General features: G+C 47.4%; 11 protein-coding genes and 4 pseudogenes. 11 read left to right on the top strand and 4 right to left on the bottom strand.

Going from position 1 to position 10,684, the window contains the following annotated elements:
* The 5 genes and pseudogenes from RMO35_RS20665 to RMO35_RS20685 all read left to right on the top strand — a co-directional run.
* Positions 1 to 319: pseudogene (locus tag RMO35_RS20665) on the top strand (DNA topoisomerase I); the annotation flags it as partial.
* Between the two features lie 435 nt (positions 320 to 754).
* Positions 755 to 1,579 (top strand): alpha/beta hydrolase, encoded by an 825-nt coding sequence (locus RMO35_RS20670; RefSeq protein ID WP_309743786.1) that lies wholly within the window; start codon positions 755 to 757, stop codon positions 1,577 to 1,579.
* Entirely contained in the window at positions 1,548 to 1,781 is a 234-nt protein-coding gene (locus RMO35_RS20675; RefSeq protein WP_309743788.1) for a hypothetical protein, read from the top strand. The genes RMO35_RS20670 and RMO35_RS20675 overlap by 32 nt, the downstream gene beginning before the upstream one ends.
* 225 nt (positions 1,782 to 2,006) lie before the next feature.
* Positions 2,007 to 2,651: a Vat family streptogramin A O-acetyltransferase gene (locus RMO35_RS20680; RefSeq protein WP_396135705.1), complete on the top strand. Its 645-nt coding sequence runs from the start codon at positions 2,007 to 2,009 to the stop codon at positions 2,649 to 2,651.
* 177 nt (positions 2,652 to 2,828) lie between these two features.
* Complete coding sequence (locus RMO35_RS20685) at positions 2,829 to 3,770, top strand: DUF5996 family protein (protein WP_309743790.1); 942 nt, start codon at positions 2,829 to 2,831, stop codon at positions 3,768 to 3,770.
* A gap of 250 nt (positions 3,771 to 4,020) precedes the next feature.
* On the opposite strand, the pseudogene RMO35_RS20690 reads toward RMO35_RS20685, so the two are convergent.
* Together RMO35_RS20690 and RMO35_RS20695 are read right to left on the bottom strand one after the other, a co-directional pair.
* Positions 4,021 to 4,266 (bottom strand): annotated as a pseudogene (locus RMO35_RS20690) (efflux RND transporter permease subunit); the annotation flags it as partial.
* A gap of 163 nt (positions 4,267 to 4,429) precedes the next feature.
* A complete protein-coding gene (locus tag RMO35_RS20695) occupies positions 4,430 to 5,347 on the bottom strand; it encodes a LysR family transcriptional regulator (protein WP_309743794.1) in 918 nt (305 codons plus the stop codon).
* Between the two features lie 105 nt (positions 5,348 to 5,452).
* On the opposite strand from RMO35_RS20695, the gene RMO35_RS20700 reads away from it, so the two are divergent.
* The 3 genes and pseudogenes from RMO35_RS20700 (at position 5,453) to RMO35_RS20710 (ending at position 7,991) form a co-directional block, all read left to right on the top strand.
* Positions 5,453 to 6,184 (top strand): SDR family oxidoreductase, encoded by a 732-nt coding sequence (locus RMO35_RS20700; protein WP_309743796.1) that lies wholly within the window; start codon positions 5,453 to 5,455, stop codon positions 6,182 to 6,184.
* A gap of 11 nt (positions 6,185 to 6,195) precedes the next feature.
* Positions 6,196 to 7,302 (top strand): annotated as a pseudogene (locus RMO35_RS20705) (alkene reductase).
* Positions 7,299 to 7,991: pseudogene (locus tag RMO35_RS20710) on the top strand (SDR family NAD(P)-dependent oxidoreductase). The pseudogenes RMO35_RS20705 and RMO35_RS20710 overlap by 4 nt, the downstream one beginning before the upstream one ends.
* A gap of 178 nt (positions 7,992 to 8,169) precedes the next feature.
* Here the strand turns inward: RMO35_RS20710 and RMO35_RS20715 are convergent.
* Positions 8,170 to 8,472 (bottom strand): efflux RND transporter permease subunit, encoded by a 303-nt coding sequence (locus tag RMO35_RS20715; RefSeq protein ID WP_309743798.1) that lies wholly within the window; start codon positions 8,470 to 8,472, stop codon positions 8,170 to 8,172.
* Positions 8,473 to 8,588: 116 nt separating this feature from the next.
* Between RMO35_RS20715 and RMO35_RS20720 the strand changes: the two genes are divergently transcribed.
* On the top strand, positions 8,589 to 8,750 hold the full coding sequence (locus tag RMO35_RS20720) for a hypothetical protein (RefSeq protein WP_309743800.1): 162 nt from the start codon (positions 8,589 to 8,591) through the stop codon (positions 8,748 to 8,750).
* A gap of 163 nt (positions 8,751 to 8,913) precedes the next feature.
* Positions 8,914 to 9,342, top strand: coding sequence for a hypothetical protein (locus tag RMO35_RS20725; RefSeq protein WP_309743801.1), 429 nt, complete (start codon positions 8,914 to 8,916; stop codon positions 9,340 to 9,342).
* Positions 9,343 to 9,395: 53 nt separating this feature from the next.
* On the opposite strand, the gene RMO35_RS20730 is transcribed toward RMO35_RS20725, so the two are convergent.
* A complete protein-coding gene (locus RMO35_RS20730) occupies positions 9,396 to 9,749 on the bottom strand; it encodes an efflux RND transporter permease subunit (RefSeq protein ID WP_309743803.1) in 354 nt (117 codons plus the stop codon).
* Between RMO35_RS20730 and RMO35_RS20735 the strand changes: the two genes are divergently transcribed.
* Positions 9,748 to 10,512, top strand: a complete 765-nt coding sequence (locus RMO35_RS20735) for a pentapeptide repeat-containing protein (protein WP_309743805.1) — start codon at positions 9,748 to 9,750, stop codon at positions 10,510 to 10,512. The two genes, RMO35_RS20730 and RMO35_RS20735, sit on opposite strands and share 2 nt — an antisense overlap.
* The last annotated feature ends 172 nt before the right edge of the window (positions 10,513 to 10,684 follow it).

Consider the following 10,684-nt stretch of genomic DNA (forward strand, 5'->3'; position numbering starts at 1 on the left):
TGAAGATGGATGTAAAGATTCAGAGGGTAAAGGGTTAGTGATGTTTTGGTCAGATCGATCGAGTGAATGGCAGATTCCACAACCTAAAACCGAGCAGTCATCGCCAGCGAAACTTACCGAACATCCTTGTCCGGTTTGCCAAAAGCCGCTAGAAGAATATAGCTACAATAAGGATGGGCAATCCAAGTCGATGCTAAGGTGTTCGGATGCAGCAGCTCGAACCAAGCCCAAACACCAAGATGTTGCCTATTTTCGCGGCAAAGAGGGGGCGTGGTGGAGTCCGAAATTGGGTAATCTTGGTACAAATGTGGCTTCCTGACAGGCTTGAATGGATGGTAGATAATGAGCGATTACCTACGGTAGGCTTCGCCAACGGACAGATTCAAAACTCAAAAATTGGCGGATAAATTATCGAGATCGAACTGAGTGTTATGATTCTCAACAAGCGGCTATAGTTGCAGCAGATCTAATTATATCTAGCTGTGAAAGTGGATTTACCCTCGGAAATTATCCCCAATGCCCAACTCCAAACGCCCGATCGGGTTGGCGCCTGCAAATAACAAAGTTTTAATTATAAATAACTATTTTAAAGCTTAACTGGTGGATCTTGAGTGGTGAAATTTGGATGAATCTTACATACTGAATGTATGGTAAAAAAACTGTAATTAATCATTCATTAACTAAAATAAACGGAGCATCCGAACTAGATCCAGACTGAGAAACTTTTAGCCCAATATCTATTAGGAGTCACAACATGAGTACGATCGCGACCAAAGACGGTACACAGATTTACTACAAAGATTGGGGTTCGGGACAGCCTGTTGTTTTTAGCCACGGCTGGCCCTTGAACGCGGAGGCCTGGGAATCGCAAATGTTGTTCCTCGCCGATCGCGGCTACCGCTGCATCGCACACGATCGTCGCGGGCATGGACGGTCGAGCCAACCTTGGCATGGCAATGACATGGACACTTACGCTGACGATCTAGCAGAACTCCTTGAGCATCTCGACCTCAATAACGCCACACTAGTCGGACACTCCACTGGCGGCGGTGAAGTAGCACGCTATATCGGTCGCCACGGCGCAGCACGAGTCGCCAAAGCCGCACTAATCTCCTCCGTGCCGCCACTAATGCTCAAGACAGAGCGCAATCCCGACGGACTGCCAATCGAGGTGTTCGATGGGATTCGCATGGGTTCTCTAGCGAATCGAGCGCAGCTCTATCAGGACATTGCCAGTGGGCCGTTTTTTGGCTTCAACCGTCCGAGTGCAAAAATCTCGCAGGGCGCAATCGACTCATTCTGGTTCCAGGGGATGCAAGCCGGACACAAAAACACCTTCGATTGCATCAAGGCTTTCTCTGAAACCGACCTCACAGAGGATCTCAAAAAAATGGACGTGCCAACACTAATCGTTCATGGCGACGATGACCAGATCGTACCGATTAAAGCTGCTGCGATCGCTGCCGCGAAACTAGTCAAGAATGCCACCCTAAAAATCTATCCTGGCGCACCTCACGGACTGCCTGACACCCATAAAGATCTCCTCAATGCCGATCTGCTGTCATTTCTCAAGGACTGACCCTACCAATAGGACATCGGGCGAGCGGATTACGTTTGAGATGGAGAGCGATCGCTTTGCTTGGATTCAAGTAGCACGAGGGATCGTGACGCTCAATGGTGAGTCACTGCGAGAGGGCGATGGCGTACAAATCAACAGTCCAGAACTGCTAGAACTGACGACCGATGCCAGTGCTGAAATCTTATTGTTTGACCTTGCCTAAAACACACTCTTATAAGGAGTACACGATTCTCCAAGGAGCGACTGAAATCACGCGGAGGTCTCCTCCACATGTGTTTCAGTCAAGACAGAGGCTATCGCCAACGAGCGAGCGACTATGCTGCTCAACCGTTTGAACAACAGGTGAAGGATCTAGTTGTGAGTTTTTGAATAAGATGCAGAGATAATGAATTTTTGAAAGCTAGGAGCAATTCTCCAGGGAGAGGCTATGCCAACAATTTTGTACGGAGCAGATCCGAAAGACAAGCATCCGATGAAGGGGTTTCCGCAAATCTGCTTCATTCAGAACACGGTGTCGAATCCCAATATCATTGTTGGAGATTACACGTATTACGACGATCCAGAAGATTCAGAAAATTTCGAGCGGAATGTTTTGTACCATTTCCCGTTCATCGGCGATAAATTAATCATCGGCAAGTTTTGCGCTTTGGCAAGAGGGATCGAGTTCATCATGAATGGTGCCAATCACAAGTTGGACGGGTTTTCAACTTATCCGTTTCAAATTTTCGGCAACGGTTGGGAGAAAGTAACCCCTCAAACTGGAGAACTGCCATACAAAGGCGATACGACGATCGGTAACGATGTGTGGATTGGCTATGAAGCGGTCATGATGCCAGGGTTGCAGGTGGGAGACGGAGCCATCATTGCAGCAAAGTCAGTTGTTGTAGGCGATGTTTTACCTTATACAATTGTTGGCGGTAATCCAGCCAAGTGCATCCGCCAACGGTTTGATGATGAGACGATCGAAGCATTGCTTAAAGTTGCTTGGTGGAATTGGGACATTGAGAAAATTACGCAAAATCTGGAGCAAATTGTAGCGGCAGATCTTGAAGCTCTGATGAATTGTGAGTAGCAGTGCAGTAGCACAAATCTGTTGGCGCGGCGAGCAAAGTCTTTTCGCTTTTAGGTGTTGTTTATCGCCACTCAACAGACCCGATAAGTAGGGCAAAGTAATCGAAAAACATCCAACTTTTCAACTCTCGAACTTGACGTTTACATGACGGTAACAACTCACATGGAGATTCGTACTATGACGACTACCACTCACCTATCCTCTACCGATCGCTGGCTTCCCCTACCGCTTGCCGCTTGGCAAGACACTTATGCAACGCTGCATCTGTGGACGCAAATCATTGGCAAAATTCGCCTAGCGTTAGCACCCAAAATGAATCACTGGTGGCATTCAACGCTATATGTCACACCACGCGGGCTGACGACTGGGACGATGCCCGATGGTTCCCGTAGCTTTGAGATCGCCTTTGACTTCTTACAACATCAACTCCTAATTGAAACGAGCGATGGCATAGTGCGAACGATCGCCCTCGCTCCTTGCTCTGTGGCTGCTTTCTATCGAGCCGTGATGAGTACCTTAAAAGACATGGGCATCGAAGTCCGGATCTGGACGATGCCGCAGGAAATAGCTGACCCTATTCCCTTTGAGCAAGACGAGCAACATGCGGCTTACGATGCAGAATCTGCCCAACGGTTTTGGCAAATTCTGATGCAAGCCGATCGTCTGCTGACCGACTTCCGCGCCCGCTATGCTGGCAAGTGTAGTCCAGTCCATTTCTTCTGGGGCAGCTTTGACCTAGCAGTGACGCGCTTTTCGGGACGACGTGCGCCCGAACATCCGGGTGGAGTGCCCCACATGGCAGATTGGGTGACGCGAGAAGCCTATTCGTATGAGGTAAGCAGTTGTGGTTTTTGGTTTGGCGGTGGCTCGATTGAAGCCTCGTTCTACGCTTACGCCTATCCGGCACCAGGGGGCTTCAAAGATTATCCGATCCAACCGCCAGCAGCCTTTTACAGCCCAGACATGCAGGAATTCATGCTGCCTTATGAAGCAGTACGGCAAGCTGACGATCCAGAGGCAATGGTAATGGCATTCCTGCAAAGCACTTACGAGGCAGCAGCTAACTTAGCGCATTGGGATCGGGCCTCATTAGATTACCAACCAGTTGTTAAGGGCTAACCTGACGAGGTTATGTCGCCAATTAGAGTGGCGATTGCATAAAAAGCCATAGAAGTCATCAAATTCAAAGTTCGGCAGCGATCGCCCTGTCTGGCTTCATCCCACTCTACTTCGACTCAAATCAGGAGCCTTCTTCATGAACCTACTTAATTAACTATTGAAGATTTGTGTGCTGAAGCAGCTAAATTTGCTGAAATAGAATCTTTATCAGTTGGGAGCCAGATCGGCTGGTAGTTACCCGCGATCGCAATTAACTACCGATAGTGTGTTTGCGACGATCGCCTGAGAAATCCTGTGATAATACCATCAATGCAGGCATGACAGTAGGGGTGAGGATGGTAGAAAATGCTAACCCACCAGTTAAAGCAATCCCTAAACCCTGATACAATTCCGATCCCTGTCTGGGAAAGATTGCTAGGGAAATTACCCCAAAAATGCTCGTACCTGCGGACATAAAAATCGGTCGCAATCGATCGCGCGTTACATTGTAGAGGGATTCGGATTTGGGATCTTTCGATCGCGTAGCGTCCGCTGTCTTGAAAAGGTGCCCTGTTCCCGCACTTTTCGCTGTGCGGAATCGATCGGTAGATCCCAAGCCTAATCTACTAAAAGTTATTACACTCGATACTAGCGAAAGGTTTGAACTAACTGGATATCAGCTAGTCCACGATGCCCTTCTGCTTCAAATCGCTCATCAGTGTGGTCATAAATTCTAGAAAGACACGTACCTTTGCTGATAGATATTTTCTTTGTGGATAAACGATCGCGATAACTGTTCCTTCCTTCGATGCGTAATTCTCTAAAATTGGCTTTAATTGTCCCCGCTTAATTGCCTCAGCGACAATGTATTTCGGTGCTTGAATAATTCCAGCACCCTTAATTGCAGTCTCTAATAGTGCTTCGGCATAGTCAAACTGTAAATAACTCTTTACTGGCAGGACAATTGCCTTTTTATCCTGCTCAAACTTCCAGCTAATTTCTCGACCCAACTGCGGCAGCACAAAATTCACGCAGCGATGTTCATCGATCGCGGCTGGACTGTTCGGTATCCCTGCGCGTTCCAAATAGCTAGGAGCTGCACAGGTGATTGGATAAGCCATCCCCAAGACCTGCATTGCCAAACGGCTATCGCTACCTAACCCCACTCGCACCGTCGCATCAATGCCTTCTTCGATCAAGTCACTCATGCGATCGCTGAATGAAACATTGAAGATCAAGTCGGGATACAGATCTGCCAATGTGGCTAGTCTTGGGGCAATATACATCTTCCCCAAAGCGATCGAAAAATTAAGCCGGAGGGTGCCTTTAGGCTGGGATCGCGACTGCTTGACTTCTAGTTCGATCGCCTCTAGATCGTCCAAAATCTGCTGACACCGCCGATAGAATATCGCCCCATCTTCTGTCAGGGTCAAGCTCCGAGTCGTGCGCTGCAACAGCCGAATCCCTAAGTCATCCTCTAACCGTGCTACTGCCCGACTCACTGCCGACGGCGACATACTCAACTGCCGCGCTGCTTCCGAAAAGCTTTGGTGCTGGGCAGATCGTAGGAAAATCATCAAACTCTTGAGCTTGTCCATCTTTGCATTTTATGCATAACTGATTTGAATCTTAACCCCTTTTTCTCAGCTAGAACAAAGAATATATTGGGTACATCAAGTAATTCACCCAACCGGAGTTTAGTTATGACTACGATCGCATTAATCACTGGTGCCAACAAAGGTATTGGTCTGGAAACAGCCCGTCAACTAGCCGCCAAAGGCATTCACGTCATCATTGGTGCCCGCGATGCCGCCAAAGGCGAAGCCGCTGCTCAAGCGTTGCAAGCAGAGGGATACAAAGCAGATTTTATTCCCCTCGAAGTAAGCAACGAAGCTAGTGTCAAACAAGCGGCGCAGACTGTGACCGATCGCTATGGCAAACTCGATATCCTTGTCAACAACGCCGGGATCAACCCCGAATATCCCCAAGGAATTTTCACCTTTGAACAGATGTCCTTGGAACTGTTAATGCAAATTTATCAAACCAATGTCTTTGGTCCGTTCCTAGTAATCCGTGAATTTCTGCCGCTCCTGCGTAAATCTGAGGCAGGTCGCGTTGTAAATACATCTTCTTCGGGCGGTTCCCTCGCCGAGCAATCTAACCCTGAATCTCCCTATTACTTTGTCAACACCGCTGGCTATAACTCTTCCAAAACTTCCCTCAACGCCCTCACCGTCCAATTAGCCAAACAACTTGCTGGTACCAATATCAAAGTCAACTCTGCTTGTCCAGGCTGGGTACAGACCGATATGGGAAGTGCAGCGGCACCACGTACCGTCCAACAAGGCGCAGGCATCATCATCAAACTAGCGACTTTACCTGCGGATGGTCCCAATGGTGGATTCTTTAATGAAGCTGGCGCGATCGGTTGGTAGAGGCTAAAAACATGGATTTATTTTCACCTCTTCAACTCGGTGCCAATCAACTCAAAAATCGGATTGTGATGGCACCGATGACCAGATCGCGTGCGGATGCAGATCGATCGCCCAATTCCTTAATGGCTGAATACTATAGCCAGAGAGCTTCCGCAGGCTTAATTATTGCAGAAGCAACCCAAATTTCTGAGCAAGCCGCAGGGGCCATTAATACACCTGGCATCCATACAGCCCAACACATCTAAGGTTGGCGACTTGTCACTGATGCTGTCCATGCCCAGGGAAGTAAAATCTTCCTCCAACTCTGGCACACTGGCCGCGCTTCTCACCCAGACTTCCAACCCAATGGTGCAATTCCTGTCTCAGCTTCGGCAGTCACACCCGCTGGCGAAATCCACACCCCCAGCGGTAAGAAATCTTTCGTTCGACCCCGTGCTCTAGAACTGGATGAAATTCCGGCGGTCGTTCAAACCTATGCTGAAGCAACCAAACATGCTCAAGCCGCTGGGTTTGATGGTGTGGAAATCCATGCAGCCAATGGGTATTTAATTGACCAATTTCTGCGAGATGGTGTAAATCAGCGTACCGATGCCTATGGTGGTAGTATCGACAATCGGCTGAGGTTGTTGTTGGAGGTGACAAAATCAGTCGTCAATGCTTGGAGTGCCGATGCTCCAGGGGAGCGGCTAGGCCAACGGGTAGGCGTTCGCCTGTCTCCGAAAAATCCCTATTTGGATATGCGCGATAGCGATCCTAATTCATTATTTACTGCTGCTGCGAGTGCCTTAAATCAGTTTAACTTAGCGTATCTGCATGTAGCTGAAGGTGTGCCAGGACAATTCCTAGCAGGTGAAGATGAACCTGCTACACCGCTGATGCGCGATGTCTATCAAGGATTATTAATCGCCAATGGGGGCTATGATTTTAACCAAGGCACCACCGCAGTTACTAGTGGTGAGGTGGATTTAATTGCCTATGGAATGCCCTTTATTGCCAATCCCGATTTACCAGAGCGGTTTCGATCGGGTGCTAAATTAAATCCCCCAAACCCTCTCACTATTTACGATCGAGGTGCAGCAGGCTACACTGACTATCCTTTTTTGGCGGTAACAATATGAATAACAAACGCGCTTTAGTTACAGGTGGTAATCGCGGGATTGGTTTTGCAATTGCTCAAGGTCTACTGGCTCAAGGTTACGAAGTGATTATTACGGCTCGATCGCTAGCTGCTGCCCAGCAAGCCGCTGAAAAGTTAGGTGAAAAAGTGATTCCACTGGAGTTAGAGGTAAGTGACGATCGATAGATCGATCGGGCGATTACAGTTTTAACTCAGCAAATAGATCGACTGGATGTTTTGATTAATAACGGCGGAGTTTACCCTGACAAACAAGTTGATAGCTTGACTATCTCTCGCGAACTTCTCAATACGGCAATGCAGACCAATACCTTTGGTGTAATTCAGATGGTGCAAGCCTGTCTACAACTGCTCGAAAAATCTGCCGATGCCAGAATAATCAATGTTTCTAGTGGGATGGGTGCATTCGATAGTTTAACTACGACGGCAACTAGCTACAGTTTATCGAAACTGGCATTAAATGGTGCAACGATAATGTTGTCCCAGTCTCTGAAAGCTAAGAATATCGTCATCAATGCCATGTGTCCAGGCTGGGTGAGAACTGATATGGGTGGAGCATCGGCAGATCGATCGCCTGAACAAGGTGCTGATACCGCAATTTGGTTAGCAACTGAGGCATCTCATAGTGAAACGGGGAAGTTTTGGCGCGATCGTAAAGTCATTTCCTTCTAGGTGCATCGATCTTAATCAGTAGACAAACTGGCATCAGCCGTTGCATAACAATCCGCTTGCACACCGACCGGATCGAGGCTATCGGTTGGATCGAGGAATCACTAACGGCGGGTGAAGCGGGGCGTTAGAAGGAAGCTAGTAATCTCGGAGCGACCATCAATCCAATTTATAAAATCCACTAACTACCAATAATATGTTTGCGCCGATCGCCTGAGAAATCCTGTAATAATGCCATCAATGTGGGAACTACAGTCGGGGTGAGGATGGTCAAGAATGCCAACCCGCCAGCGATCTCAATTCCCAGCCCTCGATCGAATTCCGATCGCTGTCTGAGAAAGATTGCTAGCGGTACTATGCCTAAGATGCTCGTACCTGCGGACATAAAGATCGATCGCAATCGATCGCGCGTTGCATTGTAGACGGATTCGGATTTGGGATCTTTCGTTCGCGTAGCGTCCGCTATGCGGAATCGAGTCCGCACAGCGAAAAGTGCATTTGGTCTGCTCACCGACTAGAAGGCGAGCCGACCATTAGACCATTAGACCATTAGGTCTTGGGCTTTGCGCTGTATAATAGAATTAGTCACTTTCCAAAGTAATGAAATATCCGTTCCATACCGTATCAAAGCCTGTTTCTGGCAGCGAAGCTCAGAAGCTAGCCCAAGCAATTCAAAGTGGCGGTCATGTGGCGAATGAAACCGCCCTTGCGTTGATGAAGCAAATCGCCGCCCGTCGGAAAGCTGAGAATGCCTCCAAGTAGTAAGTTTGCTGACATCGACTTTTCCAAAACTCCTGTCGAGCGCATCACCCCCGATCTGAGTAGTTTAGGTCAGGGGTTTCGATGTTCGCGGGGAGAATTTGTTACCTAATGGCGACAAGGACGCATTCAACGAGAGATAAACGCCCGCATCAGTCAATGCTGGATGCTAAGATGTGAAGACTCTTTAGCTGGGTATGTCACTTTAATTGCCGATAAATTAGATCTCGACCAGCCAATCCTAATTGATGAAGGCGTTCGGTACCAAACTTTTCCAGCCATCAAGATTGGACTACTTGCAGCCGATAAACGGGCAAAGGGTGCAGGTCGTAGATTAGTGGAGTGGTCGATTGAGTATGTAGCAAGTGAGATTGCACCTGCAATCGGTGTCAGATTCCTGACAGTTGATGCTCTGTATGATGAAGACATGACACCAACCTATGATGCTTCTGGCTTTTATCAAAAGTTCGGTTTCCTTTTTGTTAACGCTGAAGAAGTCTTACCACCTTCAACTCCCTACCGCACCATGTACCTCGATCTTAAGCCATTGATAGATCTATTCGATGATTCTACCTCTGGATCGGAAGATGGCTAGGCAGTCTAACAAACTCATCTTCGATCGACCATCAATCCAATTTATAAAATACACTAACTACCAATAATGTGTTTGCGACGATCGCCTGAGAAATCCGGCAATAATGCCATCAATGCGGGAACTACAGTCGGGGTGAGGATGGTGGAAAATGCTAACCCGCCAGCGATCGCAATTCCCAGCCTTCGATCGAATTCCGATCGCTGTCTGGGAAAGATTGCTAGCGGTACTATGCCCAAGATGCTCGTACCTGCGGACATAAAGATCGATCGCAATCGATCGTGCGTTACATTGTAAATGTAAAGGGATTCGGATTTGGGATCTTTATTTCTTGAGTTAGGGCAGTAGGAAGTTACTGGCAGGGAAATATTGAGTTGATGATGTTTGGACACTCCGATCTGTTTTGCCATGATAGATATTCAAGAACTAATCGGTCGTTACGCTGCTGGAGAAAGAGACTTTTCATCTGTTGGCGTAATCAGGCAACTGGAAGTTCCGAGAGGAACAAATTTGAGTGGAATTAATTTAAGAGGATGCAATTTTTCCGAGCTTGATTTTACTGAGGTCAACTTGGTAGGTGCTAACTTTAGTGAAGTTACTTGCCAATTCACTAGTTTTAGAAATGCCGATTTACGGGACGCTAACATGAGTGCAGCTACGTTCTGGGAGGGAACGGATCTGTCTAATGCGGATCTGAGTTTTGCTAACCTGAGTCAACTCACTGTAGAGGATGCCATTTTAAACGGGGCAAACATGACAGGTGTCGATCTGAGACAGGCATATATTAAAGCGGCAAGCTTCCAAGCCGCGAACCTAGTTCAGGCAAATTTGTGTGATGCGTGGATTTCTAGCTCAAACCTACAAGATGCTAATTTAGCTGGTGTAGATCTGAGCAAAATGAAACAGTGGAGTCTTAATAAAGTTAGTGGTGCAAATTTTGAGAACGTTGTTACGCAAAGTTCTCCGTTAAAAAGTGATGAGTTGGGTACGGTAGCTACGAACGTAAATTTGTTGAGCCAGATCAGCGAGGGGGATATCGAAATCATGAAGAAAGAGTATCTATATTTTGGCGATCGGTTGGGTGCAATAAGGTTCTTTAGAGAGAAGACAGGTTTAGATTTAGCTCCGGCAAAAGAGGCTGTAGATTTAATTATGTCTCGAATGGAATCATAATTCTTTATCTTTGCCAAGCTGTATAACAATCCGCCTGCACCCGACCGTTTGGAGTCTTTTCGTTGAGTTCAAAAGTTTACTAGCGGCAGGTAAACGGGAACGTTAGCTGGCTGGGTTAATGATTGATAGCAGTGACCGAATGGTCGCCTGTTGAAGCTCAAAATATCCTTGC

Source organism: Chamaesiphon sp. OTE_20_metabat_361 (assembly GCF_031364565.1).

What these genes read in the sequence shown, in the direction of transcription:
- RMO35_RS20670 (WP_309743786.1), top strand. Translation starts at nt 755, where the DNA reads ATGAGTACGATCGCGACCAAAGACGGTACACAGATTTACTACAAAGAT.
- RMO35_RS20675 (WP_309743788.1), top strand. Translation starts at nt 1,548, where the DNA reads ATGCCGATCTGCTGTCATTTCTCAAGGACTGACCCTACCAATAGGACA.
- RMO35_RS20680 (WP_396135705.1), top strand. Translation starts at nt 2,007, where the DNA reads ATGCCAACAATTTTGTACGGAGCAGATCCGAAAGACAAGCATCCGATG.
- RMO35_RS20685 (WP_309743790.1), top strand. Translation starts at nt 2,829, where the DNA reads ATGACGACTACCACTCACCTATCCTCTACCGATCGCTGGCTTCCCCTA.
- RMO35_RS20695 (WP_309743794.1), bottom strand. Translation starts at nt 5,347, where the DNA reads ATGGACAAGCTCAAGAGTTTGATGATTTTCCTACGATCTGCCCAGCAC.
- RMO35_RS20700 (WP_309743796.1), top strand. Translation starts at nt 5,453, where the DNA reads ATGACTACGATCGCATTAATCACTGGTGCCAACAAAGGTATTGGTCTG.
- RMO35_RS20720 (WP_309743800.1), top strand. Translation starts at nt 8,589, where the DNA reads ATGAAATATCCGTTCCATACCGTATCAAAGCCTGTTTCTGGCAGCGAA.
- RMO35_RS20725 (WP_309743801.1), top strand. Translation starts at nt 8,914, where the DNA reads ATGCTAAGATGTGAAGACTCTTTAGCTGGGTATGTCACTTTAATTGCC.
- RMO35_RS20735 (WP_309743805.1), top strand. Translation starts at nt 9,748, where the DNA reads ATGATAGATATTCAAGAACTAATCGGTCGTTACGCTGCTGGAGAAAGA.
- RMO35_RS20730 (WP_309743803.1), bottom strand. Translation starts at nt 9,749, where the DNA reads ATGGCAAAACAGATCGGAGTGTCCAAACATCATCAACTCAATATTTCC.